The sequence below is a fragment of the Gordonia sihwensis NBRC 108236 genome (assembly GCF_000333035.1).
GTDB lineage: Bacteria > Actinomycetota > Actinomycetes > Mycobacteriales > Mycobacteriaceae > Gordonia > Gordonia sihwensis.
The window spans coordinates 94,300-119,172 of record NZ_BANU01000013.1; the positions used below are offsets into that span (position 1 = coordinate 94,300).

Annotated in this window: 22 protein-coding genes and 2 pseudogenes; 11 read left to right on the forward strand and 13 right to left on the reverse strand. The window is 69.0% G+C overall.

Translation table 11 applies throughout. From position 1 onward, the window contains the following. Nucleotide 1: 1 nt before the first annotated feature. The 9 genes from GSI01S_RS09390 to GSI01S_RS09430 all read left to right on the forward strand — a co-directional run bounded on the left by GSI01S_RS09390 (nucleotide 2) and on the right by GSI01S_RS09430 (nucleotide 12,149). Nucleotides 2-454 (forward strand): MaoC family dehydratase, encoded by a 453-nt coding sequence (locus GSI01S_RS09390; protein ID WP_006896313.1) that lies wholly within the window; start codon nucleotides 2-4, stop codon nucleotides 452-454. After that, nucleotides 454-1,479: a phosphotransferase family protein gene (locus GSI01S_RS09395; RefSeq protein WP_006896314.1), complete on the forward strand. Its 1,026-nt coding sequence runs from the start codon at nucleotides 454-456 to the stop codon at nucleotides 1,477-1,479. The genes GSI01S_RS09390 and GSI01S_RS09395 overlap by 1 nt, the downstream gene beginning before the upstream one ends. A 1-nt stretch (nucleotide 1,480) precedes the next feature. After that, nucleotides 1,481-2,701, forward strand: a complete 1,221-nt coding sequence (locus GSI01S_RS09400) for an acyl-CoA dehydrogenase family protein (RefSeq protein ID WP_006896315.1) — start codon at nucleotides 1,481-1,483, stop codon at nucleotides 2,699-2,701. After that, nucleotides 2,701-3,891: an acyl-CoA dehydrogenase family protein gene (locus tag GSI01S_RS09405; RefSeq protein WP_006896316.1), complete on the forward strand. Its 1,191-nt coding sequence runs from the start codon at nucleotides 2,701-2,703 to the stop codon at nucleotides 3,889-3,891. The genes GSI01S_RS09400 and GSI01S_RS09405 overlap by 1 nt, the downstream gene beginning before the upstream one ends. Then, nucleotides 3,870-4,985: an acyl-CoA dehydrogenase family protein gene (locus GSI01S_RS09410; protein ID WP_101841580.1), complete on the forward strand. Its 1,116-nt coding sequence runs from the start codon at nucleotides 3,870-3,872 to the stop codon at nucleotides 4,983-4,985. The genes GSI01S_RS09405 and GSI01S_RS09410 overlap by 22 nt, the downstream gene beginning before the upstream one ends. Nucleotides 4,986-5,171: 186 nt before the next feature. Further along, nucleotides 5,172-6,557, forward strand: coding sequence for an MFS transporter (locus GSI01S_RS09415; protein ID WP_006896318.1), 1,386 nt, complete (start codon nucleotides 5,172-5,174; stop codon nucleotides 6,555-6,557). 51 nt (nucleotides 6,558-6,608) lie between these two features. Next, nucleotides 6,609-7,238, forward strand: coding sequence for a TetR/AcrR family transcriptional regulator (locus tag GSI01S_RS09420; protein WP_101841579.1), 630 nt, complete (start codon nucleotides 6,609-6,611; stop codon nucleotides 7,236-7,238). Between the two features lie 31 nt (nucleotides 7,239-7,269). After that, nucleotides 7,270-8,997 (forward strand): AMP-binding protein, encoded by a 1,728-nt coding sequence (locus tag GSI01S_RS09425; RefSeq protein WP_006896321.1) that lies wholly within the window; start codon nucleotides 7,270-7,272, stop codon nucleotides 8,995-8,997. Beyond that, on the forward strand, nucleotides 8,994-12,149 hold the full coding sequence (locus GSI01S_RS09430; protein WP_006896322.1) for a carboxyl transferase domain-containing protein: 3,156 nt from the start codon (nucleotides 8,994-8,996) through the stop codon (nucleotides 12,147-12,149). Before GSI01S_RS09425 ends, GSI01S_RS09430 begins: the two co-directional genes overlap by 4 nt. Nucleotides 12,150-12,246: 97 nt before the next feature. Here GSI01S_RS09430 and GSI01S_RS09435 read toward each other — a convergent pair whose 3' ends face one another. Then, the gene (locus GSI01S_RS09435; RefSeq protein ID WP_006896323.1) at nucleotides 12,247-13,644 is read right to left on the reverse strand and encodes an RNA polymerase sigma factor; all 1,398 of its coding nucleotides are present in this window, start codon (nucleotides 13,642-13,644) and stop codon (nucleotides 12,247-12,249) included. A gap of 179 nt (nucleotides 13,645-13,823) precedes the next feature. Then, on the reverse strand, nucleotides 13,824-14,630 hold the full coding sequence (ppgK, locus tag GSI01S_RS09440; protein WP_006896324.1) for a polyphosphate--glucose phosphotransferase: 807 nt from the start codon (nucleotides 14,628-14,630) through the stop codon (nucleotides 13,824-13,826). A gap of 117 nt (nucleotides 14,631-14,747) precedes the next feature. Here ppgK and GSI01S_RS09445 point away from each other — a divergent pair, with 117 nt between their 5' ends. Next, complete coding sequence (locus GSI01S_RS09445) at nucleotides 14,748-15,650, forward strand: inositol monophosphatase family protein (RefSeq protein WP_006896325.1); 903 nt, start codon at nucleotides 14,748-14,750, stop codon at nucleotides 15,648-15,650. Between the two features lie 24 nt (nucleotides 15,651-15,674). Here the strand turns inward: GSI01S_RS09445 and GSI01S_RS09450 are convergent, their stop codons facing one another. The 10 genes and pseudogenes from GSI01S_RS09450 to GSI01S_RS20110 all read right to left on the reverse strand — a co-directional run bounded on the left by GSI01S_RS09450 (nucleotide 15,675) and on the right by GSI01S_RS20110 (nucleotide 23,320). Then, nucleotides 15,675-16,592, reverse strand: a complete 918-nt coding sequence (locus GSI01S_RS09450; protein WP_006896326.1) for a dioxygenase family protein — start codon at nucleotides 16,590-16,592, stop codon at nucleotides 15,675-15,677. Beyond that, complete coding sequence (locus tag GSI01S_RS09455) at nucleotides 16,589-17,650, reverse strand: maleylacetate reductase (RefSeq protein WP_006896327.1); 1,062 nt, start codon at nucleotides 17,648-17,650, stop codon at nucleotides 16,589-16,591. The genes GSI01S_RS09450 and GSI01S_RS09455 overlap by 4 nt, the downstream gene beginning before the upstream one ends. A gap of 2 nt (nucleotides 17,651-17,652) precedes the next feature. After that, complete coding sequence (locus GSI01S_RS20770) at nucleotides 17,653-18,270, reverse strand: aromatic-ring hydroxylase C-terminal domain-containing protein (protein ID WP_428832044.1); 618 nt, start codon at nucleotides 18,268-18,270, stop codon at nucleotides 17,653-17,655. Nucleotides 18,271-18,357: 87 nt separating this feature from the next. Beyond that, nucleotides 18,358-19,055: pseudogene (locus tag GSI01S_RS20775) on the reverse strand (FAD-dependent monooxygenase); the annotation flags it as partial. A 116-nt stretch (nucleotides 19,056-19,171) separates the two neighbouring features. After that, nucleotides 19,172-19,441: pseudogene (locus GSI01S_RS20780) on the reverse strand (FAD-dependent monooxygenase); the annotation flags it as partial. A 65-nt stretch (nucleotides 19,442-19,506) separates the two neighbouring features. Beyond that, nucleotides 19,507-20,577, reverse strand: a complete 1,071-nt coding sequence (locus GSI01S_RS09465) for an MBL fold metallo-hydrolase (RefSeq protein ID WP_006896330.1) — start codon at nucleotides 20,575-20,577, stop codon at nucleotides 19,507-19,509. 46 nt (nucleotides 20,578-20,623) lie between these two features. After that, complete coding sequence (locus GSI01S_RS09470; protein WP_006896331.1) at nucleotides 20,624-21,433, reverse strand: ABC transporter ATP-binding protein; 810 nt, start codon at nucleotides 21,431-21,433, stop codon at nucleotides 20,624-20,626. Nucleotides 21,434-21,435: 2 nt separating this feature from the next. Further along, nucleotides 21,436-22,218 carry an ABC transporter permease gene (locus GSI01S_RS09475; protein WP_006896332.1) on the reverse strand — a complete coding sequence of 261 codons (783 nt, stop codon included), beginning with the start codon at nucleotides 22,216-22,218 and terminating at the stop codon, nucleotides 21,436-21,438. Continuing rightward, a complete protein-coding gene (locus GSI01S_RS09480) occupies nucleotides 22,218-23,084 on the reverse strand; it encodes an ABC transporter permease (RefSeq protein WP_006896333.1) in 867 nt (288 codons plus the stop codon). The genes GSI01S_RS09475 and GSI01S_RS09480 overlap by 1 nt, the downstream gene beginning before the upstream one ends. After that, nucleotides 23,081-23,320, reverse strand: a complete 240-nt coding sequence (locus GSI01S_RS20110) for an aliphatic sulfonate ABC transporter substrate-binding protein (protein WP_039867362.1) — start codon at nucleotides 23,318-23,320, stop codon at nucleotides 23,081-23,083. The genes GSI01S_RS09480 and GSI01S_RS20110 overlap by 4 nt, the downstream gene beginning before the upstream one ends. On the opposite strand from GSI01S_RS20110, the gene GSI01S_RS09490 reads away from it, so the two are divergent. Next, nucleotides 23,285-23,908 (forward strand): LysR substrate-binding domain-containing protein, encoded by a 624-nt coding sequence (locus tag GSI01S_RS09490; RefSeq protein WP_278127423.1) that lies wholly within the window; start codon nucleotides 23,285-23,287, stop codon nucleotides 23,906-23,908. The two genes, GSI01S_RS20110 and GSI01S_RS09490, sit on opposite strands and share 36 nt — an antisense overlap. 20 nt (nucleotides 23,909-23,928) lie before the next feature. On the opposite strand, the gene cei is transcribed toward GSI01S_RS09490, so the two are convergent. Further along, complete coding sequence (gene cei, locus GSI01S_RS09495; RefSeq protein ID WP_006896336.1) at nucleotides 23,929-24,618, reverse strand: envelope integrity protein Cei; 690 nt, start codon at nucleotides 24,616-24,618, stop codon at nucleotides 23,929-23,931. Between the last annotated feature and the right edge of the window lie 255 nt (nucleotides 24,619-24,873).

Genomic DNA, 24,873 nt, shown 5'->3' on the forward strand with positions numbered 1-24,873 from the left:
GATGATCGAGATCAACAGTGCCGAAGACCTCGTCGCCGCCGCCGGAACGCATCTGGGCTACTCCGACTGGTACGAGGTGACTCAGGAGAAGGTGAACCTGTTCGCCGACGCCACCGGTGACCACCAGTGGATCCACGTCGACCCGGAGAGGGCCGCGAAGGGACCCTTCGGCACCACCATCGCACACGGCTATCTGACCCTGTCGTTGATTCCGGTGCTGCGCCAGAGCGCCTGGCGTGCGGTCGGAACCACGATGGGCGTCAACTACGGCACCGACAAGGTGCGGTTCCCCGCGCCCGTCCCGGTCGGATCGAAGGTACGGGCCGGCTTCGAACTCGTCGAGGTGAAGGCGAGTTCGGCCGGTCAGCAGGTGGTCGAGAAGGTCACCATCGAGATCGACGGCGGCGAGAAGCCGGTGTGCATCGCCGAGACCGTCTCGGTGCTGGTGTTCTGATGGCGGCCACCGGTTCACGCGAATTGCCCGGTCTCGATCTGGCCCGGCTGACTCCGTGGTTCATCGAGAACGTCGGCCCGATCGACGGCGCGCTCGACGCGGAGCTGATCGCCGGCGGCAAGTCGAACCTCACCTACCGCCTCACGGACGGAGAGAACCGCTGGATACTGCGCCGCCCGCCCGTCGGCAAGCTGCTGGCGACGGCGCACGACATGGGACGCGAGTACACGATGATGTCGGCGCTGGCGCCGACGGAGGTGCCCGTGCCGCGGATGTACGCGATCTGCGACGACACCGACCTGCTCGGCGCGCGGTTCTATGTCATGGAGGCCGTCGACGGGACTCCTTACCGTAAGGCCGCCGAACTGGCCGAGCTGGGCAGCAGCCGCACCCGTGCGATCTCCGAGCGGCTCGTCGACACGCTGGCCGCTCTGCACCGCGTGGATCCGGCCGAGGTGGGACTGGGCGACTTCGGCCGTCCCGAAGGGTTTCTGGCCCGGCAGGTCGCGCGGTGGCGCAAACAGTTCGACGCCGCGCACACCCGCGACCTCCCGGACATGCAGCGACTGCACGGGCTGCTGGCCGAGCGGGTACCCGCCGACGCCGCCCCGGGAATCGTCCACGGCGACTACCGCCTCGACAACGTGCTCGTCGACGACGCCGATCAGGCCCGGGCGGTGCTCGACTGGGAACTGTCGACGATCGGGGACTCGCTCACCGATCTGGCGCTGATGTGCGTCTACCACCGTCTCGGTGCTGCGGGCGGCGGCGTCACCGACGTCTCGCTGGCGCCCGGCTTCCTCACCGAGGACGAGGTCCTCGCGCGCTATTCCGCCGAGTCCGGCCGTGACCTCTCGGACTTCGGGTTCTACCTCGCGTTCGGCTGCTTCAAGCTGGCCGGGATCGTCGAGGGCATTCACTACCGCTACGTCAACGGTCAGACGGTCGGCGAAGGATTCGCCGACGCCGGACAGGCCGTGGGTCCGCTGCTGAACGCGGGCCTGGACGCTCTGAAGGAGAGCTGAGATGGATTTCGAGTTCGACGCGAAGACCGAGGAACTGCGGGAGAACCTCCTGGAGTTCATGGATCAGTTCGTGTACCCGGCCGAGCCGGTGTTCGCCGAGCAGCTGGCCGCGCTCGAGGACCCGTGGGATTGGGACAGCGTGCCGGTCCTCGCCGAACTGCGGGCCGAGGCCCGCAGGCGCGGACTGTGGAATCTGTTCCTGCCGGGCGAACACGGGGCGGGACTGACCAATCTGCAGTACGCGCCGCTGGCGGAGATCACCGGCCGCAGCCCCGGGCTGGCCCCCGCCGCACTCAACTGTGCCGCGCCCGACACCGGCAACATGGAGGTCCTGGCCCAATACGCGAACGCCGAGCAGCAGCGCAAATGGCTGACCCCGCTGCTCAACGGCGAGATCCGCTCGGCGTTCGCGATGACCGAGCCGGATGTCGCCAGCTCGGACGCGACCAACATCGAACTGTCGATCGTCCGCGACGGTGACGAGTACGTCATCAACGGGCGCAAGTGGTGGATCACCGGTGCCATGAGCCCCAACGCGAAGATCTTCATCGTGATGGGGAAGACCGATCCGTCCGCGGAGCGGCACGCGCAGCAGTCTATGATCCTCGTCGAGCGCGACACCCCGGGTTTCGAGGTGGTGCGCGGGATGCACGTGCTCGGCTACGACGACCACGATCACGGCGGCCACGCCGAACTGCGGTTCACCGACGTGCGCGTCCCGGCGGCGAACCTGATCGGGGCGGAGGGCGACGGATTCGCCATCGCTCAGGGCCGGCTCGGACCGGGCCGCATCCACCACTGCATGCGGTCGATCGGCATGGCCGAGCGTGCGCTGGAGATGATGTGCCGGCGAGCCGCGAGCCGCGTCGCCTTCGGCAAACCGCTCGCCGAACAAGGTGTGATCCGCAACTGGATCGCCGAATCGCGGGTCAAGATCGAGCAGTTGCGGCTGTTGGTCCTGAAGACCGCGTGGCTGATGGACACCGTCGGCAACCGCGGCGCCCACACCGAGATCCAGGCCATCAAGATCGCCACCCCGTCGACGGTCGAGTGGATCCTGGACAAGGCGATTCAGACGCACGGCGCCGGCGGACTCTCCCAGGACTTCCCGCTCGCCAACTACATCGCGGGCATCCGGACGCTGCGGTTCGCCGACGGGCCGGACGAGGTGCACAAGAATTCCCTCGCGCGCGCCGAACTCCGCAGGCAAGGGACTCGCTGATGACGGAGGCGACCGCGGCGGCCGATCTCGCGCGGACGGTGGCGGACTTCCTGGCCGCACACGATCCCGCGACCACCGATCCGCTGGAGTTCCTCCGAGCCCGGTACGACGCGGGTCTGGCCTGGGTGGCGTACCCGGTGGGCCGCGGCGGACTGGGGCTGTCGCGGTCGCTGCAGCCCGAGGTGGACCGACTCTTCGCGGAGGCCGGCGCACCCGGAAACCGGAGCGAGGTCAACGGCATCGGCCTGGGCATGGCCGCGCCGACGATCCTGCGCTACGGCACACCCGAGCAGCTCGACCGCTACCTGCGCCCGCTCTGGACCGGCGAGGAGGTGTGGTGCCAGCTGTTCAGCGAACCCGGGGCCGGCTCCGATCTGGCGGCCGTGGCCACCCGGGCCGTCCGCGACGGCGACGAGTGGGTGGTGAACGGGCAGAAGGTGTGGACCTCGGGCGCGCACAACGCCCGAATGGCGATCCTCGTCGCCCGCACCGACGGCGATGTGCCCAAGCACCGCGGACTGACGTACTTCCTGTGCGATATGACCGACCCCGGCGTCGACGTCCGGCCGCTGCGCCAGATCACCGGCGAGGCGGAGTTCAACGAGGTCTTCCTCACCGACGTGCGCATCCCGGACAGCCAGCGGCTGGGGGAGATCGGTCAGGGCTGGGAAGTCGCCAATGCGACCCTGAACAACGAACGGGTGGCGATCGGGGGCCGGGCCGCCCGGCGTGAGGACGGGATGATCGGCGTGGTCGCGCGGACCTGGCGCGACCGCCCCGACCTGCGTACCCCGGAACTGCACGGCGAACTGCTGAAGCTCTGGGTCGATTCCGAGGTGGCTCGTCTCACCGGCGTCCGGCTCGGCCAGAAGCTCGCCTCCGGCCAGCCCGGTCCGGAGGGAGCGGCGATGAAACTCTCGTTCGCACGCATCAACCAGGAACTGTCCGGGCTGGAGCTGGAGATCCTCGGCGCCGAGGGACTGCGCTACTCGGATTGGACGATGGTCCGGCCGCAGCGCGTCGACTTCTTCGGCCGCGACGCGGGCTACCGGTATCTGCGAGCCAAGGGCAACTCGATCGAGGGCGGGACATCGGAGATCCTGCGCAACATCGTGGCCGAACGCATCCTCGGACTGCCGCCCGAACACCGAGTCGACAAGGACATTCCATGGAAGGACGTGCCGAGATGAGCGTCGCGGCGGACTACGTGCCGCACCTGGTGACCGACGAGGCGGAGGAGGATCTGCGGGCCGCCGTGCGCGATCTGCTGTCCCGGCGAGTCAGCACGGACGCCCTCATCGCCGCCTACGACGGCGCCGCGCCGCCCGACCTCTGGCGGGAGATGGCCGGACTGGGGCTCGCGGGCCTGTTGATCGGTGAGCAGCACGGCGGTGCCGGAGCCACCCCGGCGGTGGCGGCGGTGGTCCTCGAGGAACTCGGCGCGATACCGGCGCACACCCCGATGCTCACCAGCGCCGTGATCGCGACCACCGTGCTCGAGGAGGCGGGCGACACCGAACTGCTCCCGGGGCTGGCCGACGGATCCGTCGTCGCCGCGCTCGCCGTCCCGTTCTCCGCCGATCCGTATTCGGTCATCGCGACGGTGGCGGCGGCCGACGCGCGCCTGTCCGGGCGGGTGCAGAGCGTGGCCGGCGCCGAGGACGCCCATGTCTTCCTGGTTCCCGGTTCGGACGGCGCCCTGTACGCGGTGCCGTCGGAGTCGGTCGTGGTCACGCCGGTCACATCGCTCGACATGACCCGACCGGTCAGCGACCTCGAGTTCGACGGGGCCGAGGGGAGGCGTGTGTCGGACGACGGCGCGGCGGCGATCCGCTCCGGTCTCGCGATGGGCGCGGCCCTGCTGGCGTCCGAACAAGCGGGCATCGCGCGGTGGTGTGTCACCGAAACCGTGGCTTACCTGCGGCAGCGACGCCAGTTCGGGCGCGTCGTCGGTGGCTTCCAGGCGATCAAGCACCGGCTGGCGGACCTGTACGCGGACACCGAACAGGCCTCGGCGGCGGCGCGCGCAGCCGCGGTCGTCTCGACCGATCTCGGAGTGGACTCTGACGAGTCGGCGCTGACGACGGCGGTCGCGGCGGCCTACTGCGGCGACCACGCCGTCCGTGCCGCCGAGGAAGCCGTCCAGTTGCACGGCGGCATCGGAATGACCTGGGAGCATCCCGCGCACCTCTACCTCAAGCGGGCGAAGGCCGATCAGATCGCTCTCGGTACTCCCGGACGGCATCGGGCGGCGCTGGCGATCCTCGCCGATCTGCCCGCCTGACCTCGGCGAACCGGAGGCGACGAGACGCGCCGTCGGCGGACGTGACCACGTCCGCCGACGGCGCGTTTTCGCTGTGCACGACGGTCGTCTCCTCGGACGCTCGCGCTGGGCGTTCAGGCATTGACGTTGACGTCAATGTAAAGCATGATGAGTGTCACGCATCACACTTCGAGACCGAGGAGGGTCATGAGAAATCCAACTGGTGCGGTGGCAGCGCAGGGGACCGAGGAACTGTCCGCGCACCGCAAACTGCTGGCCGCCGGTCTGTTCGGAAGCTCCATCGAGTGGTACGACTTCTTCGTCTACGGCACCGCAGCGGCGCTCGTCTTTCCGAAGATCTTCTTCCCGGACGCCTCGGCGCTGGTCGGCACCCTGCTCGCGTTCAGCACCTTCGCGGTCGGATTCATCGCCCGCCCGCTGGGCGGCATCCTCGCCGGCCACTTCGGCGACAGGATCGGCCGCAAGCCGATGGTCCTGGCCTGCCTGATCTCGATGGGACTGGCGACCTTCCTGATCGGATGCCTGCCGTCGGCGGCCGCGATCGGCTCGGCCGCGCCGATCCTTCTCGTGACCCTGCGATTCATCCAGGGGCTCGCGTGCGGCGGCCAGTGGGGCGGCATCGTCCTGCTGCTCACCGAATCGGCAGGCCCCAAGCGCCGCGGATTCGCCGGGACGTTCGGTCAGATGGGAGTGCCGCTGGGTCTGGTGATGGGCAACCTGGCGATGATCATCGTCAACGCCTCGACGTCGGATGCGGCCTTCCTGAGCTGGGGCTGGCGGATCCCGTTCTGGGCCAGTGCCGCCCTCATCCCGCTGGTGCTGTACATCCACTTCAAGGTCGAGGACTCACCGGAGTTCCGTCGACTGCAGGAGACCGCCGCGGCCAGGCGTGATACCGAGCAGATCGCCCAGGCGCCGCTGTCGGAGGCCATCCGCTTCCACTGGCGCAAGATCCTGCTCGGCGCGGGTCTGCTGGCCGCGACCAACTCGGCCTTCTATGTGGCGATCGCCGGATTCCTGGCCTACGGCACCAAGTCCGCGGCGGACAACGGCCTCGGCATGGACCGGACCACCGTGCTCGCCGCCATCATGGTGGTCTCCGTCCTGATGCCCGTGGTGATCGCGTGGGCGGGTAAGGCGTCCGATTCGATCGGCCGCCGACCGTTGATCCTGCTCGGCGGCGGCGTGCTGCTCCTGTGGGCGTTCCCGTTCTTCTGGCTCGCGAACTCCGCATCGGGCGTTCTCCTCTTCTTCGCGATGATGATCAGCAGCATCGGGCAGGCGTTGACGTACGGACCGCTCGCCGCCTTCATGGCCGAACTGTTCGAGCCCCGGCTGCGCTACTCCGGCGCCTCACTCGGCTACCAGATCGCCGCCGTCGCCGTCTCCGGCGTCGCCCCGCTCGTCATGACCTGGATCATCGCCGAGACGGCGTCGACCACCGGAGTGTCGATCTATCTGGCGGCGATGGCACTGGTCACCGTGGTCTGCGCCTGGCGGCTGCCGGAGACCAACGGTGCGGCCGTCCGCACCGATCCGGAGGCGGTGCCGGGCGTGCCGGCCGCCGCTTGACGGCGCTCCGGCGTCCTTGAAAGGCCGACCGTGTCACAGCAGACTGTCACAGTGAGCACCACTCAAGAGCGTGCCCGTGCCAGCCGCAAGGACGCCGGAGCAGCCCGCCGCAACCAACTCCTCGCCGCCGCCGCCGAGTGCTTCGACGAGTTCGGCTACTCCGCGGTCACCGTCGAGATGATCGCGAACCGCGCGCACACCTCGCGCCCCACGTTCTACGCCTACTTCCGATCGAAGGACGAGGTCTTCCTGGCCCTGGTGGAGAAGCTGGCAGACGAGCTGAACGTGACGCAGAGCCTCACCGGGCTGGAGGACGCCGGTGCACGCGAGATCCTCGCCGCGACCACTCGCGCGTACCTGGACGCCATCTTCTCGATGGGCGGCATCGTCGGGCTGATCGACGTCACCGCGTCCGTGCGGCCGGAGGTCGCCGAGATCTGGACCTCGGGAGCCGACCGCCGGATCCGCGGTTACGCGCGATTCCTCCGGAACCTTCCCGGCGGAACCCTCGATCCGGCGATCGAGCCGGAACGACTGGTGCAGATCATCGGCGACGCCATCCACCACGGCGCCAAGCGGCTCGCCGGGGCGGATGAGGAGGCCAAGGAGCGGTTCGTCCTCGACATCATCGCGGTCACCGAGCGTCTGCTCGGACTGACCGACGACCACCCGGCCCCGTAGCGGGCCACCCTGAACAGGAGCAGTTCCACCCATGTCCCCACAGAGCACGCCGGCTGACGTCCGGGCCACCGACAGCACACAGACGCCACCGGCAGCGGTTCTCGAGGCGGCGGCCGCGGAGCTCGCGGCCCGGCAGCTGGCGAATTGGCCGGCCGCCGTGCCCCGAGAATTCGAGTACCCGGCCGGACGTCCGACGATGGTCGACCACCTGCGGCATTGGGCCGCACTCCGTCCCGACGCGCCGGCGATCACCTTCTACGACCGCGACGTCTCCTATGCGGAGTACGACGAGTTCTCGGACCGGTTCGCGGGTTGGCTCGAGTCGGTGGGCGTTCGGGCGGGGGACCGGGTCGGAATCCACCTCGCCAACTGCCCGCAGTTCCACATCGCGATGCTCGGCGTGCTCAAGCTCGGCGCTGTCCATGTTCCGGTGAACCCGCTGTTCAAAGGCTTCGAACTCGAGCACGAGCTCACGGATGCGAACGTGACGGTGCTGCTCACCTCACCCGAGCAGCGTGACCTCGTCGAGTCGGTGCGTGCCCGCACCCCGGTGCGACTGGTCGCGACGACGGCACTGGACGACATGCGCGCACATCCGTCGTCGACCGCGTCGGACTGGGCCGAGATCATGCGCGCCCCGCGTGCGCAGGTGCGCCCGGCCGATCCGGACGTGCTCGCGGCGTTGAACTACACGGGCGGCACCACCGGTATGCCGAAGGGGTGCGAACACACGCAGCGGCACATGGCGTACACGGCCGCCACGGCCACCCTCGCCGGCGGAACCGGCCTGGGCGACGCGGACGCGGTCTCGATGAACTTCCTGCCCGTCTTCTGGATCGCCGGCGAGGACTTCGGCATCATCAAGCCGCTGATCAACGGCCAAAGGGTGGTGCTGCTGACCCGGTGGGACGCCGCAACGGTCGTCGACCAGGTGGCCGCCTACGGTGTCACCGACCTCGTGGCCACCGTCGACAGTTACCTGGAGATCCTCGACCTGCCCGGCCTGGACCCGGCTGCGCTGCGCTCATTGAGGTCCACTCTCGCCGTGTCGTTCGTGACCCGGCTCGATCCGCCGATCCGGGCCCGATGGCGGGCCGCGGTCGGATCGGTCCTGCGCGAGGCCTCGTACGGCATGACCGAGACGCACACCGCCGACACGTTCACCCTCGGCTTCCAGGACGGCGACCGCGATCTGCTCGCCGATCCGGTGTTCTGCGGTCTGCCGGTTCCCGGAACCGACATCCTGGTCGTCGACGACGACGGCCGTCCGCTGCCGGTCGGCGAGGTCGGCCAGATCATCGTCCGGAGTCCGTCGATCCTGAGCGGTTACCTCGACGATCCCCGGGCCACCGCCGACGCGCTCCGCGACGGGTGGCTGTACACGGGCGACCTCGGCCGCTTCGACGAGTGGGGTGCGCTGCACTACCTGGCGCGGACCAAGGAGATGATCAAGATCAACGGCATGAGTGTGTTCCCGTCGGAGGTCGAGGCACTGATGCGCCGCCACGAGGGGATCGAGGCGATCTCGGTGGTTCCTCGGCCGGACCCCGACAGGGGGCAGGTCCCGGTCGCCTTCGTCGTGGTCACCGAGAACGGCCCGGACGAGCGGTCGCTGGTGGCCTGGGCGAGGGAGAACCTCGCGACCTACAAGGTGCCGGAGGTGATCGTCGTCGACGCGCTGCCGATGACGGCCACCGGCAAGGTCCGCAAGGGCGAACTCCTCGAGCGCGCCGCGGCGACGACCGGGGGCGCGGCATGAAGCTGCTGATCGCCAATCGGGGCGAGATCGCCCTGCGCATCATCCGCACCGCCCGCGAGATGGGCGTATACACCGTCGCGGTGTACGCACCGGACGACGCCGCCACACCGCACGTCGCCGCCGCCGACGAGGCCGTCGGACTGCCCGGTGAGGGCCCGGCCGCGTATCTCGACATCGACGCGGTGTGCAGCGCCGCGATCCGGACGGGTGCCGACACCGTGCATCCGGGTTACGGCTTCCTGTCGGAGAACGCCGACTTCGCGCAGGCGTGCGCGGACGCTGGCATCACGTTCGCGGGCCCCGCACCCGAGGTACTGCGGCGTTTCGGCGACAAGCAGGCCGCGCGCGCGGCCGCCGTCGAATGCGGGCTCGATGTGCTCGCCGCGACCGACGGCGCCGCCGATCTCGCGCGGATCAGGGAGTTCGCGGGACGATGCCCCGGCGGTGTGATGCTCAAGGCGCTCGCCGGCGGCGGAGGGCGCGGGATGCGTCCGGTTACCGGCGACGCAGATCTGGACGCCGCGTTCCGGTCCGCGGTCGCCGAGGCCGAACTCGGATTCGGCGACGGGCGGGTGTTCGCCGAGGAACTCCTCACCGGCGGTCGGCACATCGAGGTGCAGGTGGTCGGCGACGGCGCTGAGGCGGTGGCGGTCGGCGACCGCGACTGCAGCGTCCAGCGCCGTCGACAGAAACTCATCGAGGTGGCGCCCGCACCGGGACTGGGCGACGGCTTGCGCACTCGGTTGCACGACGACGCCGCGCGACTGGTCGCGGCGGCCGGGTACCGCGGGCTCGCGACGGTCGAGTTCCTGGTGCAGGGGTCGCGCGCGGTGTTCCTCGAAGTGAATCCCCGCATCCAGGTGGAACACACGATCACCGAGGAGGTCACCGGTCTGGATCTGGTGGCGATCGGACTGACCCTGGCCGGCGGGGGCCGGCTCGCCGATTGCGGTCTGGCCACGATCCCGCCCACGACTGCCTGCGCGGTGCAGACGCGCGTCAACCTCGAGACGATGAGCGCCGACGGTTCGGCGATGCCGACAGCGGGCAGGCTCGACGCCTTCACGCCGCCGACCGGACCCGGCGTCCGCGTCGACACCTTCGGCGCGCCCGGCCTGGAGACCTCGTTGCGGTACGACTCCCTACTCGCCAAGGTCGTCGTTCGCGCGCCGACTCTCTCGTCGGCCTACGCGAAAGCCGACCGCGCGCTGTCGGAGTTCGTCATCGACGGGCCGCAGACCAACATCGGGCTGCTGCGGGCGATCCTCGCGGACGCCGAGTTCGCTCAGGGGCCGGTCGACACCGGATTCCTCGACCGCAGGCTCGCCGACCTGCTGCCCGCGTGCGACGACGACGACGGCGCGCGGCAGACCGTCGCCGCCGACCTCGACGAGGACGAACAGGCGGTGGCCGCGCCGCTGACCGCCACCGTCATCCACGTCGCCGAACCGGGACGCGTGGTCGCCGCCGGCGAGCCGCTGGCGGTACTCGAAGCGATGAAGATGCAGCACGAGGTGATCGCCGAGACCTCGGTGCGGGTGATGCGGGTGCTCGCGGCCGAAGGCGCGACGGTGCGCGCGGGCACCCCTCTGGTGGTCTACCGCCCGGACGCTGCGGCGAGCGGCGCAGCCGACACCGCGGCCGACGACCTCGACCGGAACCGCGCCGACCTCGACGAGGTGAACGCACGGCATCGTCTCACCCGGGACGAGGCCCGCCCCGATGCGATCGCCCGTCGCCATCGGATCGGCAGGCGCTCCGCACGGGAGAACATCGCCGACCTGGTCGATCCCGGCAGCTTCGTCGAGTACGGCGGGCTCGTCATCGCCGCGCAGAAGGCGCGGCGGTCGGAGGACGATCTGATCGCCAACACCCCGGCCGACGGGTTGGTGGGCGGAATCGCGACCATCGCCGCCGACGCCTTCGGTGCCGACCGTGCCGCCGCGGTGGTCATGTCCTACGACTACACCGTCCTCGCGGGCACCCAGGGTTGGCGCAACCACGCCAAGACCGATCGCATGCTCGACATCGCGCTCAAGCGGGAGATCCCCGTCGTCTTCTTCACCGAGGGCGGCGGCGGCCGTCCGGGCGACACCGACCTCGACATCGTCGCGGGCCTGGATGTGTCGACCTTCCGGTCGATGGCCCGTGTGCGCGATCGCGCACCGTCGATCGCCGTGGTGTCCGGCCGGTGTTTCGCGGGCAACGCGGCGCTGGCGGGCGCCTGCGACATCCTCATCGCCACCCCCGACGCGAACATCGGCATGGGCGGTCCGGCGATGATCTCCGGCGGCGGGCTCGGCGAGTACCCGCCCGAGGCGATCGGCCCGATCGACGTGCAGCGCCGCAACGGCGTGGTCGACCTCGTCGCCGACGACGAGGCGCACGCCGTCCAGCTCGCTCGGCAGGTGCTGGGCTACTTCCGGGGCGCGGTGGACGAGTGGACCGCCCCCGACGGGCGTCAGGCGCGCCACGCGGTACCGGAGAACCGGCTGCGGGCATACGACGTGCACGCCGCGGTGAGGGCGGTCGCGGACGTCGATTCGGTTCTGGAACTGCGCCCGGATCACGCACCCGGAATCGTCACCGGTTTCCTGCGCGTGGAGGGCCGGCCGTTCGGATTCGTCGCCAACAGCAGCCTTCATCTCGGCGGCGCGATCGACGCCGCCGGAGCCGACAAACTCGCCGAGTTCCTGGAACTGTGTCAGCTGCGCGGACTCCCCGTGGTCTCGTTCTGCGACACCCCGGGTTTCATGGTCGGGCCGGAATCGGAGGAGCAGGCCACCGTGCGCCGCTTCTCCCGCCTCTTCTCGGTCGGCGCCCGACTGACCGTGCCGTTCGGCGCGGTGATCCTGCGCAAGGGCTACGGACTCGGCGCGATGGCGATGGTGGGCGGGAGCTTCCGGGCGCCGCAGTTCACAGTGGCCTGGCCGACCGGTGAGATCGGCGGCATGGGTCTGGAGGGCGCCGTGCGGCTCGGCTTCTCGAAGGAACTCGCCGCGGCCCCGGACGAGGGTGCGCGGACCGAACTGTACGACCGACTGGTCGCGACGATGTACGCGCGCGGACGCGCCCTGAGCGCGGCGGCGACCTTCGAACTCGACGACGTGATCGACCCGGCCGACACCAGATCGTGGATCCGCACGCTGTAGGGGAGCCCGACGCAGAACGCCGGCGAGTCGACGCCGCCCGGGACGGGTGGGGGTCGACTCGCCGGCGTTCGTCGATCTGCCGGGCGGGGCCTGCTGCTCAGTCCAGGTAGTCGCGGAGCACCTGGGAGCGGCTCGGATGCCGGAGCTTGCTCATCGTCTTCGACTCGATCTGGCGGATGCGCTCGCGGGTGACTCCGTACACCTGGCCGATCTCGTCGAGGGTGCGGGGCTGACCGTCGGTGAGACCGAAGCGCAGCCGGACGACGCCCGCTTCACGCTCGGACAGGGTGTCGAGCACGTCCTGCAACTGGTCCTGCAGAAGGGTGAAGCTGACCGCGTCGACCGCGACCACCGCTTCGGAGTCCTCGATGAAGTCACCGAGTTGGCTGTCGCCCTCGTCGCCGATGGTCTGGTCCAGCGAGATCGGTTCACGCGCGTACTGCTGGATCTCCAGCACCTTCTCCGGCGTGATGTCCATTTCCTTGGCGAGTTCCTCCGGCGTCGGCTCACGGCCGAGATCCTGAAGGAGTTCGCGCTGGATGCGGCCCAGCTTGTTGATGACCTCGACCATGTGCACCGGGATGCGGATGGTGCGGGCCTGGTCGGCCATGGCGCGGGTGATGGCCTGCCGGATCCACCAGGTGGCGTACGTGGAGAACTTGTAGCCCTTGGTGTAGTCGAACTTCTCGACGGCGCGGATCAGGCCGAGGTTGCCCTCCTGGATCAGATCGAGGAAGGCCATCCCGCGACCGGTGTACCGCTTGGCGAGGGAGACCACGAGCCGCAGGTTGGCCTCGAGGAGGTGGTTCTTGGCACGGTTTCCGTCACGCGAGATCCACGACAGGTCGCGCCGCTGCGCCACCGACAGCTTCTCGCCCGACTCCATCACCCGGCGCAGCCGCTCGGTGGCGAACAGTCCCGCCTCGATGCGCTTGGCGAGCTCGACCTCTTCCTCCGCGTTCAGCAGGGCGACTTTGCCGATCTGCTTGAGGTAAGCGCGAACCGAGTCGGCCGAGGCGGTGAGTTCGGCGTCCTTGCGAGCCTGCCGCAGCGCCTCGGACTCGTCCTCGTCCCAGACGAAGTCCGGCTTGGGCTCGTCGTCCTTCTTCGCGCGGCCGCGGCCCTTCGCGGCCTTGGCCGGCTTCGCGTCGTCGGCCTCGTCGTCATCGTCGACGATCAGTTCGGCGTCGGCGAGATCGATCTGCGAGTCGTCGACGTCGTCGAGGCCCTCGCCGCCGTCGAGTTCGGTCTCGTCCACCTCGACGGTGGGATCGGCGGCCTTGCTGCCCGCGGTCTTCTTCGCAGTCTTCTTGGCGGCGGTCTTCTTCGCAGTCTTCTTGGCTGCAGTCTTCTTCGCGGCGGCCTTCTTGGCGGGCGCCTTCTTCGCGGCGGCCTTCTTGGCCGGTGCCTTCTTGGCGGGCGCCTTCTTGGCTACCGGGGCGTCTTCTGCTCCGGTGGCTTCGGCTGCTGCGTCGGTGGACTTGGTGGTTGCCACGTACAACCTTTCGACATAACTCACGGGCGGCACGGCTGCGCGCGTCCCGAACAGGACGTGACGCCGTGGGCGAAGGGGCTTGAGGGCTCGGTGCGAGACCGACGTGTTCCATTGTAACGACATCGCCGTGACGAGCACATGCGCATGCCGGTCTCACGCCCCCGACGAGCGGCCGACGATCAGAACGAAAGACCCTCGTCGACGGCGATCGCAGCGCCGACGATTCCCGCGGTGTTGCGCAGCTCAGCAGCGACGACGGGGGTCTGGTTGGTCAGCAGCGGAATCCACTGATCGGCTTTGCGGCTGATCCCGCCGCCCGCGATGAACAGGGTGGGGGAGAAGATCGCCTCGTAGTGCCGCAGCACTTTGGAGACCTTCTTGCTCCACTTCTCCAGTGACCACCCGTGGTCCTCGCGCACCTTCGCCGACGCGCGGTGCTCGGCCTCCTTGCCGTCGATCTCGAGATGGCCGAGCTCGGTGTTCGGTACGAGCGTTCCGTTGTACAGGAGCGCCGAACCGATGCCGGTGCCGAAGGTCAGGAGGATCACCGTGCCCTCGGCGTCGCCGACACCGCTGCCGAACCGGTACTCGGCGATTCCGGCGGCGTCGGCGTCGTTGAGCACCGTGACGCGGCGCCCGCCCAACCGGTCGCTGAACAAGGCATACAGGTCGGTGCCCTTCCACGACTCGTCGATGTTGGCGGCGCTGCGCATGATCTGCTGCCGGACCACGCCGGGGACGGTCAGCCCGACCGGGCCGGTCCAGCCGAAGTGCTCGACGATCTCGGCGACCGTGTCGGCGACCGCGGCCGGGGTGGCGGGCTGCGGGGTGGCGATGCGGTGGCGTTCTCCCACGAACTGTCCGGTTCGCAGGTCGACGATCGCCCCCTTGACTCCCGAGCCGCCGATGTCGATGCCGAAGCCGAGGTCGGATGACGGACTCGGCGAACGGTCGGAGGCAAGCACGGTGAATCGCGCGTCGGTCATCGGTACGGTCCGCCCTTCTTGGCAGGTCGAGGCTCGATCGGTGGACGATGGCGGCGGGAGACGGCCTGCGCCGTGCTCCCGTCGGACACTCTAGACTCGCAACTCTAGACTCTAGGTGTGACGTCTCCCGGCTTCTCCACCCCGTCCGATCCCATCGATACGCCCACGGCCGCGCCTGCCGAACTCGCCGAGATCGCCCGGCGGGTGGCCGAACGGGCCGCCGAGCACGTCCGGACGCGGCGGGTGGAACTGTTCGCGCCGACGGGCACGAGGGTCGCCGACGGCTCGGTCGAGTCGAAGTCGACCCCGACGGATCCGGTCACGGTCGCCGACCGGGAGTCCGAGGCACTGATCCGGAACCTGCTGCGCGCCGAGCGGCCCGACGACGAGGTCCTCGGCGAAGAGGACGGCGGGTCCGTCGACGTCCCCACCGGGGTCCGCTGGGTGGTCGACCCGATCGACGGCACGGTGAACTTCCTGTACGGGATACCGGCGTTCGCCGTGTCGGTGGCGGCACAGATCGACGGACGCTCGGTGGCCGGCGCGGTGGTCGACGTCGCCCGCGGGGTGACGTATTGGGCGAGCGCCGGCGGGGGAGCGTGGGCGACGGGACTCGGGCCGGACGCGATCCGACTGTCGTGCAATCCGATCACCGACGTCGGGCTGGCTCTCGTGGCCACCGGATTCGGGTACTCGCGCGAGCGTCGCGTGCGCCAGGGCGCGCTGATCGCGCAGCTGCTGCCCGAAGTGCGCGACATCCGGCGAGTCGGCGCCGCGGCGCTGGACCTGTGCATGGTGGCATCGGGTGCCGCCGATGCCCACATCGAGCACGGACTGAGCCCGTGGGACTGGGCGGCGGGCGGACTGATCGCAGCGGAGGCCGGGGCGACGGTCCTCCTGCCGCCCGCGGACTCGCGATCGAGCGACGGCCACGTGACGGTCGCCGCAGCCGGCGGCATCGCCGACGAGTTCGTCGACGTCCTCGAGCGGATCGGAGCGCTGCGCGCGTTGCCCGACTGAGCCCGCGTACCGCCGGCCGGCCCGTCATTCGTCGGTTGCGGCTCCGGGCGCCAGCACCACGTCGAACCGCACTCGTGACCACGGTCCGTCGATCACTCGGCCGTCCGGAGTCGGTGTGCCCGCCGGCTGCTCGATGAAATCCTTGACCAGCGAATCCTTGACTCCGAACACGCTGTCGCGGTCCAGCAGCTCGTCGCCGCGGACGAAGATGTGCGTCACCAGGCGCCGGCAGCCCGGCGCGGTGACCATGAAGTGCAGGTGCGAGGCGCGGTAGGGCGATCGGCCCACGGCCTGCAGCATCTTGCCTACCCGGCCGTCGTAGGGGATCGGATACGGCGTCGGCTTGATCCCCCAGAACCGGTACCCGCCGTCGTCGTCGGTGAACAGGTGGGCGCGCGCCGCGACGCGCCCGTCGTCGTGCTGAACGTCGTAGAGACCCTCATCGTCGGCCTCCCACACCTCGATCCTGGCGTTGCGGACCGGATCGCCGTCGACGTCGCGGACGGTGCCCTCCACCCAGCACGGCTGTCCCGCAGCGCCGAACGCCACGTCGCCGCCGAGTTCGATGCGGGGGGCTCCGTCGACGAAGAACGGGCCGAAGACGGTCGCCTCGGTCGCATCTCCGTAGGCCTCGTTGTTGATGGCGATGGTCTGCATCGACGCGCCCAGCGTGTCCGAGAGCAGCACGAACTCCTGTCGCTTGTCATCGGTGATGTGACCGGCGTCGGTGAGGAAGTCGATGGCGACCTGCCACTCGTCCTCGGTCAGCCGCACATCGCGGAGAAGGGCGTGCAGATGTTCGACGAGCGAGACCATCACCCGTCGCAGACGCGGATCGGCGCAGTCGTCGAAGGAGTGGACGACGCGCTGTACGACGTCCTCTTCGACCGCCCGTTGGCGTTCGGAGATCGGGTGGTTCGAGTGGTCGGGGATGGTGGTCATCGGGGTTCGTCTCCTTCCCACGCCGCGCGGAGCAACGCGGTGAGGTCGTCGGTGCTGACGGGTTTCGGGTTGTTCGTCGGGATGGCTGCCAGAATGGGCGGGACCGCTGCGGCGATACCTTCTCCGGGCATGCCGTAGTCCTTGAGCGCGCGGGGCGCCGACACGGCGCGGCGCAGGGCGGCCAGACCGGCGACCGCGGTCTGGCTGCCGAACGCGCGAGAGATGCGTGCGGCGGCCTCCGGTGCGCCGGGCGCGTTGAAGGCCAGCACGTGAGGCAGGACCACCGCGTGCGTCTGCGCGTGGGGCAGGTCGTACATCCCGCCCAGGACATGACAGATCTTGTGATGCATGCCCGAACCCGCCGAGGCGAACGACACCGCCGCGAGGTACGCACCGTAGAGCGTCTGCTCGATGGCGTCGAGGCCTCCGGCGCCGTCGACCAGCCCGATCATCCCGGCTCGCAGTCCGCGGATCCCCTCCTCGGCCAGCGCTCGGTCGATCGGATCCGCGCGCGGGCCCCACATCGAGTCGACGCAGTGGGCGAGCGCGTTGAGCCCGCTGGCGACGGAGAGATCGGCGGGCAGGGACTGCAGGAGGGTCGCGTCGTACACGATCGACGTGGGCAGGACGCGCCGGTCGGTTCCAGTGGTCTTGACTCCGTTATCGGTCATCCCCCAGACGTTCGTGGCTTCGCTGCCCGCGTAGGTCGTCGGCACGGCGACGATCGGCACACCGCTGCGCAGGGCCACGGCTTTGGCCAGGCCGGTGGCCGAGCCGCCGCCCACGCTGACGAGGACGTCGACGTCACCGGTGCGGGCAGCGGCCCGGGCGCGCTCGGCGACCTCGATCGGCACGTGCATGGCGACGTCGTCGTGCCGCACCGCGAGCGGGAGCTGCGCGGCGACGGCCTCCACCTGTTCGGCGCTCGGACCGGAGTGGATCAGCATGGCCCGAGTGCCGCCGACCGCCGCGACCTCCGCGGCCACGGCTCCCGGCGCGTCGCCCCGCGCGAACACCACGCGCTGCGGCAGCGTCTCGTGAATGAAGTCGAAGCTCATCGTCAGCGCCCCAAGACCGTTCGCATCGCCGTCGACAGTTCGCGGGTCGGGTCGTCGGGCAGCTGGTTCGAGCGCCAGGCGATGTGCTTGTCGGGCCGCACGAGGAGCGCCCCGGACTCCGAGACCTCGCGGAGCTTCGCCCAGTCGTAGTACAGATCGGTCACGTCGCGGCCGGGACCGATCACGACTGCTTCCAGAGGTACTCCGAGCTCGCGGGCGACGGCGTCGGCCGCCTGCGTCCACGGACTGCCCGCGACGCCGGTGACGAGGGTCCAGCGATCGTACGGCGCCAGGTCGAGCATCGCTTTGCGCGAGACGTTGTCGCCGACCCAGGCGTGGGGCAGATGTGCACCCGGCGACGTGGACGGGACGTAGTACAGATCGCGATCCTCACGCCCGGCCGGCGGCTGCGGCTCGGTGCCGTCGGAGACGATCGCAGCCGAACGGTAGAACTGGCCGAGTTCCACCCCGTGCGCGTTGAACTCGTAGTTCTTGGTGTTCATGGCTTTGACGAGGGCAGCCCGTTTCGCCTCACCGGCCGGCGAGTCGGCTTTCCGCTCGGCGATCGCGGCGGCCATCTCGTCGCCCTCCAGACCGACGACGCCGAGTGCGGTGAACATGTCGGAGAACTCTCGCGCCGACTTGTTCGCCCGGGTGACGATCTGTTCGGCGACGGGGGCGCGTTCGGCGGTGTAGGAATCGAGCAGCGACGGTGCCGCCTGCCCGCGCAGAACCGCGGCGATCTTCCAGGCCAGATTGTACGAGTCCTGCACCGAGGTGTTGGACCCCAGACCGTTCGACGGCGGGTGCCGATGAATGGCGTCGCCGACGCAGAACACCCGGCCCTTCTGCAGGTCGGTGGCGTACATCTCGTTCACGCCCCACAGGCTGTAGCCGGTGATCTCCGGCTCGAGATCCGGCACCCCCAGCAGGTCGCGAATGATGCCGGTGGCCATCTCGTCGTCCAGATCCGGCGGCGGCTGGTTGATGTCGTAGCCCCATACGATGAGCCACTCGTCCCACGGGCGCACCATGCGCACCAGTCCGGTTCCGATGCCGCCGACATTCGATCCGGGCTGGATCACCCAGTAGAGAACACTCGGTCGATGGTCAACCAGGGAGGCGATGTCGGCTTTGAGATGTTCATCGATCCGGCGATGTCCATCGCGCCTTCGAACGTCAGACCGATGTCCTCGGCCACGCGTGAGCGGGCGCCGTCGGCCCCGATCAGGTACTTCGCGCGGATCCGGTACTCCTGGCCGGTGAGACGGTCCCGCACGTCGACGGTGACGCCGTTCTCGTCCTGCGAGTGGCCGAGATACTCGGTGGAGAAGCGGGTCTGCGTTCCGCGGACGGTCGCGTTGCGGACCAGGATGGGCTCGAGGTAGGTCTGCGGGATGTCCACCGTGAGGCACGGCGAGGCGAGCCGGTAGTCGCCTCGCGGTCGGGGCGGGTGCCCCAGGTTCGGATCCGGCCGATCTCCTCGCCTGCGATCGACGTGCAGAAGACGGTGTCGCCGATCAACTCGTGGGGAGTGGCCTCGGCGAGGACCTGATCCTCGATGCCCATGTCCCGGAAGACCTCCATCGAGCGTTGGTTGGTGATGTGCGCTCGGGGCGTGTTCGCGGTCCAGCGGTACTTGGTGATCACGATGTTCGGGATGCCCAGCGTCGACAGGAACAGCGCTGCCGACGCGCCTCCGGGTCCGGAACCGACGATCAGGACATCGGTCTCGACGATGTCCCCCTCGGGCACCTCGGTTGCGGCGATGCCGTCGTTGAAAACAGCCATGATCTGGCCTTCCTGTGAGATTTGATGCCTGTGCGATGTGCTGCGGTCGTGCGCCGGCGGGCGGTTCAGCGGGGCTCGCCGAGACCGAAATGCATGAGGTCTTCTCCCACCACCAGGTGGCCGGAGAACCCCTGCTGCGCCTGCTGCCACTTCTCGACCGGCGTATTGCCCGGCACCAGGTGTGTGAGGACCAGGGTGTCGACGCCCGCGGCCTCGGCTTGAGCGCCGACCTCCTCGATCGCGGTGTGCGCAGCGAGCATGTGCTGCATGAGGTTGGGGTCGGGTCTGGCGGAGTTCGGCCCGAGCAGGGAGTCCACCCAGTCCATGTCGATGCACTCGTGGAGGAGGATGTCCGCGCCGTCCGCGATCGTCACCAGATTGCTGCACACGCCGGTGTCGCCCGAGACGACGATCGAGCCGTCCGGGGTGTCGAAGCGGAAGGCGAAGGCCGGGAAGATCGGCCGGTGGTCGACGAGGATGGCGGTCACCCGGACGTTCTCGTCCGCATAGACCTCGAACGGTTCCATCGCCGGACTCGGGTCGCCGTTGGGGTCGTCGCCGGTCGTTCCCGGGAGCACGATGTCGTGGAACTCGAAGATCTCGCGCAGATCCTGCTTGGCGTTGTCGCGCATCCGGTCGTTGATGTCGAGGGCGTACGCCTGGAGCAGCCTGGCCGTCGACTCCTCGAGACCGGGTGTCGGCGACTCCGGATTGAAGACCTCGGGGATCGGATCCCGATTGGTCTCGTCGAAGATCGGCGGCAGGACGCGACGATCGCCGGGGCCGTAGACCTGCACCGGCTGCCGGAGACCGTCGGAACCGTTGTGCCAGGCGAGGAGCAACAGGTTCGGATAGTCGACCATGTGGTCGGAGTGGTGATGGGTGATGAACACGCCGCGGAGGTCGTCGAGACCCTTCTGGAATCCGGCCGGGCCGAGACCGGCCTTGCGGTACCGGGGACCCCACCCCTCACCGCAGTCGATCAGGTACACCGAGTCGTTCACCGTGATCGCGGTCGAAATGCCGGCGCGGTCCGATCCGTCCCACCACGGCGGTCCGCCGGAGGTGCCGAGCAGGGTGACCCGGGTGCGATAGGCGGTGGCCTGGGCGTTGTCGAGAGGCTGATGAGTTGTCATGGCGGCGTTCTCCTAGAGGGCTTTCTCCTGCTGGCGTTTCGGGTGGTCAGGCGATGCTCGCGTGCGACTGCGCGGCCTGGATGAGCTCGAAGACCTCGGTGCGGTACTTCGCGTACGCGGGCAGCGTCTTGGTCTCGAGTTGGTCCCGTGGCTGCGGTAGATCGACGTCGATGTTCCGCGTCACTCGGGTCGGAGCACCGGAGAGGACGATGACTCGATCACCGAGGTACACGGCCTCGTCGATGTCGTGGGTGACGAAGACGATGGTGGTGTCGAAGTCCTTCCGCACACGCAGCACCAGGTCCTCGAGTTCGATGCGGGTCTGCGCGTCGACGGCGGCGAACGGCTCGTCCATCAGCAGCACATCCGGCTGATACGCGAGACCCCGGGCGATCGCCGCGCGCTGCTGCATGCCGCCCGACATCTGCCAGGGGTACAGGTCGTGCTTGCCCGCCAGGCCCACCGCTGTGAGAACCGAATCGATCCGGACCGCGCGCTCGGCCTTGCGGACCGTGCGGCGCAGCGGAAGTTCGATGTTGTCGGCGACGCTCAGCCACGGGAACAGGGAGCGACTGTAGTCCTGGAAGACGACGGCCAGCTTCGCGGGCGGTCCGGTCACCGTGTCACCCTCGAACAGGCAGGCGCCGTCGGTGGGTGCGAGCAGGCCGGCCATGCACCGCAGCAGGGTGGTCTTGCCCGAGCCCGAGGGGCCGACCACGCAGACGAACTCGCCGCGGCGCACGGTGAAGTCGATTCCGGCCAGGATCTGGACATCGCCGTAGGATTTGCGCAGGTCGCGCAGTTCCATGAGCGTCGTCGGTGCGGTGACATCGGTTTCGGTGGCGTCGACAGACATGATCATCCTTTTGCGTTCAGGGCCCGCATGCCGTACTGCCAGCGCAGCACGTACTTCTCGATGCGGACGAAGACGAGATTGGCGAGGTATCCGAGCAGGCCGAGCAGAACGGTGCCCGCCCAGGTCTCCGGGACCGCGAAGGTCTGCTGGGAGTTCAGGAGGTAGAAGCCGATGCCGTTGGTCGACGCCACCATCTCGGAGACGACGATCAGGATGATCGAGATCTGCAGAGTGGTGCGCAGGCCGGCGAAGATGGCGGGGCCGGCATGCGGGAGCAGAACGTACCGGATGTATTGCGGGAGCGTCAGTCGGTACGACCGCGACATGTCCTTGACGAGCGGGTCGAGGGATCGAACTCCGTCGATGGTGTTGAGCAGGGTCGGCCAGACCGCACCCACGACGATGATCGAGATGTTCATCGCCGGACCGATGCCGAAGACCAGCAGGCCGATCGGCAGCAGAACGGGAGGCGGCAGCGAGCGCAGGAACTGGATGATCGGCTCGCACGCGGCACGCAGGACCGGCGACAGCCCGATCAGCAGTCCGAAGACTATCCCCAGTGCGCCGGCGATGAGGAATCCGATGAGGAACTTCTCCACGCTGGGGACCACGTCGGTCCGCATGCCGTGGACGATCAGGTCGTCCCACATCGTGGTGAGGATGGTCTTCAGGGAGGGAAAGTACAGCGATTCACTCGTCGCCGAGGCGAACCACCAGGTCAGAACCAATGCGGCGGGCAGCCAGGCGCGAAGGAGGATCGCCCGCCAGAGACGACCGGTCTTCATCACTTCGCCTCCTCTCGGTGACTCGGGTGCCAGAACAGCAGCGGCTTCTCGGCTGCCTTGAACACGGTGTTGACCAGGAGCCCGAGCAGGCCCGCGGCGAAGATCAGGGCGTACATCTCCTTGATCGCGCCTGCCGACTGAGCGACCACGATGTCCTGGCCCAGACCTGCGGCGCCGCCGATCATCTCGGTGACGATGGAGATGATGAGTGCGATGGCGGCCGCGATCCGCAAGCCGGTCATCGCGAACGGCGTCATCGACGGAATGACGATTCGGCTCGTGGTGAGCCACCAACCGAGGTGGTAGCTGCGCGCCATGTCGAGACTGGTGGCGTTCACCTCACGGACGCCGTAGACCAGCTGGGTCAGCAGCGGCCAGATCGCGCCGAACACGATCAGGACCATCTTCATTCCCGGCGTCGGGCCCCACAGCAGCAGACCGAGCGGGATCAGGGCCACCGGCGGGATGGGTTTGAGGAACTCCACGACGAGCCAGGTCGATTCCTCGGCGAATCGCGACAGGCCGAGGAGGATGGACAGCGGCGCGGCGATGACGATGATGACCACGAGACCGAGGATCACGATCGACACCGTCGACCAGACGGACGCCCAGAAGGCTCCCGATCCGAGCAGGTCGAGCAAGGCGCCGAGCATCTGGCCTGCGGAGGGCAGTGCGGTGGCCGGCAGGACGCCGAGTGACCAGAGCACCTGCCACACGGCGAAGACGAGGGCGACGGCGCCGGCACCGTAGAGGAATCGTCCGAGACGGGACTCGGCAGATGCGTTGATCGTCCGCACCCATCGCCGGATCGGCCGGTGCATGGTCGTGGCCGAGGTGGAGTCGGTCACGGTGACGAGCTGACTCACGGCCAGATCATCTCCTTCGTATCGACGGGCTTCGAGGTGAAGCCGAGGTGGTTCATGAGGTCCGCGGTGCCCTGGAGAGCGTCGGCGCTGATCTGGTCCGTGTAGACCGGGAGACGCATCTTGGCGAAGACCTGTGGCGGCAGCTTTCCGTACTTCTCCAGCACGGCGCCCACCGCTGCGGGATCCTTCGCTGCGACGAGATCGGCGCGGTTGACCGCCCGGACGAACGCTTTCACCAGCTCCGGGTTGGTTTCGGCGAACGGGCCCGCGCTCCGGACGTGTCGGTCGAACTCTCCGATCCCGACCCGGCCGGAGTCCTCGGCATCGTGGCGGAGGGTCGGGCGGACGTCGGATTCGTCGCCACCGCGGACGTCTCCCGCCTGGCCTCCGCATTCCCCGGACTCCACGTCCGATTCCTGGTGGATCTGCCCCTGGTCCTGGTGGTCTCAAGCGGTCGGCATGTCGCCGGCCTGCGTGATCTGGAGTCGGAGACGTGGATCGTGCCCGCGGCGATTCAGGGATTCCCCGGGCTCGACGAGCTGACCGATCAGTTCTGGCGACGGAACGACGTGACCCCCGCCCGTATCCAGCAGGTGTCGACTCTCCAGACGGCGCTGCCGCTCATCGCCGCGGACATGGCCGTGGGGCTGCTGCCGCGTGACGGATTCGAGGTGGTCGGCGGGCAGGTCGCGGCGATCGATCTGGCCCTCGACATCCCGCCGTTGCGCGCCGCGATGGTCTGGTCCGCCGAGATGCAGCCCGCACCCAGTCTCGATCTGTTGTTCCAGGTGATCGATCAGGCGGTCGCCGACGCCGCCATCTGACCGCGGCGGCGCCGTGACCGCTAGCAGGCCTGGTTGTGCACCGCTTCGATGAGTGATCGATCGATCGCCGTCTTCGGGTTCTTCGGGTCCACCGACCGCAGGGCCTCGAGTGCGGCCTGCGAATCCTGAGTCGGACGTCCCTGCGTGTAGTACTCGCCCAGTGCGAGGTCGACGTCGGTACCGGTGCGGCCGTCGTCGACCAACTGAGCGCACGGCGCGGCGAGCCACACCGCCGCCGCGCCCGCCTGACCGGCCTGACCGAATCGGATCTGAGCGACGCAATGCAGATTCTGGTCGGGGTAGACGGTGTCGTCGGCGTACGCGGGATCGCCGGGGGTGAACCCCTCGGCCACGAGATCGTCGCTCACCGAACGCGCCGAACCACGGGGCGCGGCGGAGTTGAAGACGCGCACCTTGAACGTCGACAGACCCGCCGGCGCGACGCTGAGCATCTCGGTGGAGCTGACCGGCTTCAGATTCGGCGGGGGCGTCGCCGGTGCCCCGGAGCGGTCCGACGGCGACGCGGCCTCGGGCATGTTGCAGTCCGTGGGGCGCGCCTCGTCACCGCCGCCGGTCAGCGCGACCGACCAGGCGGTGATGGCCGCCACGGCGAGGACCGCGACGACGATGAGGGCGGGCATCAGGTGGCGGCGCCGGAACGGACGGCCCTTCACATCGGTGGTGTAGCCGGTGGCGATCTTCGAGACCAAGACGCTCTAGCACCTTCTTCCGGAATCAGGGGTCGCCGACCACTGTAGAGGGCTCCGCGACGACGGTGCGGGAAGGTGTCCGGCGCGCCCTCATAAGTCGAGTTCGGTGCCTCTGACCGGCGCATTCGACGAGTGGTTGACTTCCGGGGTGGGTGCACCTAGAATTCGGGCGCCCAACATCATCGCGCGACGATGTGGGGGCCGGGGGAACGAGGCCACAAGTGTGTTCTCCCACAGCAATCCGCATCCACACCT

Coding starts and splice junctions, on each gene's coding strand:
- ppgK (WP_006896324.1), bottom strand. CDS start 14,630: ATGACCGACGCGCGATTCACCGTGCTTGCCTCCGACCGTTCGCCGAGT.
- GSI01S_RS09415 (WP_006896318.1), top strand. CDS start 5,172: ATGAGAAATCCAACTGGTGCGGTGGCAGCGCAGGGGACCGAGGAACTG.
- GSI01S_RS09395 (WP_006896314.1), top strand. CDS start 454: ATGGCGGCCACCGGTTCACGCGAATTGCCCGGTCTCGATCTGGCCCGG.
- GSI01S_RS09465 (WP_006896330.1), bottom strand. CDS start 20,577: ATGACAACTCATCAGCCTCTCGACAACGCCCAGGCCACCGCCTATCGC.
- GSI01S_RS09410 (WP_101841580.1), top strand. CDS start 3,870: ATGGAAGGACGTGCCGAGATGAGCGTCGCGGCGGACTACGTGCCGCAC.
- GSI01S_RS20770 (WP_428832044.1), bottom strand. CDS start 18,270: ATGTTCACCGCACTCGGCGTCGTCGGTCTGGAGGGCGACGAGATGGCC.
- GSI01S_RS09450 (WP_006896326.1), bottom strand. CDS start 16,592: ATGACCACCATCCCCGACCACTCGAACCACCCGATCTCCGAACGCCAA.
- GSI01S_RS09390 (WP_006896313.1), top strand. CDS start 2: ATGATCGAGATCAACAGTGCCGAAGACCTCGTCGCCGCCGCCGGAACG.
- GSI01S_RS09430 (WP_006896322.1), top strand. CDS start 8,994: ATGAAGCTGCTGATCGCCAATCGGGGCGAGATCGCCCTGCGCATCATC.
- GSI01S_RS09405 (WP_006896316.1), top strand. CDS start 2,701: ATGACGGAGGCGACCGCGGCGGCCGATCTCGCGCGGACGGTGGCGGAC.
- GSI01S_RS09425 (WP_006896321.1), top strand. CDS start 7,270: ATGTCCCCACAGAGCACGCCGGCTGACGTCCGGGCCACCGACAGCACA.
- GSI01S_RS09455 (WP_006896327.1), bottom strand. CDS start 17,650: ATGAGCTTCGACTTCATTCACGAGACGCTGCCGCAGCGCGTGGTGTTC.
- GSI01S_RS09470 (WP_006896331.1), bottom strand. CDS start 21,433: ATGTCTGTCGACGCCACCGAAACCGATGTCACCGCACCGACGACGCTC.
- GSI01S_RS09475 (WP_006896332.1), bottom strand. CDS start 22,218: ATGAAGACCGGTCGTCTCTGGCGGGCGATCCTCCTTCGCGCCTGGCTG.
- GSI01S_RS09400 (WP_006896315.1), top strand. CDS start 1,481: ATGGATTTCGAGTTCGACGCGAAGACCGAGGAACTGCGGGAGAACCTC.